The organism is Methylobacterium nigriterrae, assembly GCF_037106235.1.
Lineage (GTDB): Bacteria > Pseudomonadota > Alphaproteobacteria > Rhizobiales > Beijerinckiaceae > Methylobacterium > Methylobacterium nigriterrae.
This window is the reverse complement of sequence record NZ_JBAWTG010000938.1, coordinates 1-265: the sequence shown is the minus strand read 5'-3', so window position 1 is coordinate 265 and position 265 is coordinate 1. Positions and strand designations below refer to the sequence as shown.

General features: G+C 49.1%; 1 protein-coding gene. It reads left to right on the top strand.

Annotated features, from left to right (window positions below; all coding sequences use genetic code 11):
- Positions 1–193: hypothetical protein (locus WDW90_RS39765; RefSeq protein ID WP_336493076.1), on the top strand; the 193-nt coding region annotated here is incomplete at its 5' end.
- Positions 194–265 lie beyond the last annotated feature (72 nt).

The following is a 265-nucleotide window of genomic DNA, read 5'->3' as shown; positions in this document are numbered from 1 at the left end:
GATGTACGGAGGTGAACTGTCCGTGAATGAGAACAGAATGAAGCCGGTGTACCGGCGCAGTGAAATCCCGACCAGTATGACAGCAGCCGAAGAGGAACGCTTCTGGCAGGCGCATTATATGTCGGAGCCGCTCCTCAATGAGATGTTCGCCATTGGGCAGGTAAACACTGTTCATACAGCGGAAGACGAATGATGAAATGGGCTGTCCATCCCGGACAGTCTATTTTTTATGATATTGATTAAAAATTCACGCAATTCGCAAGCC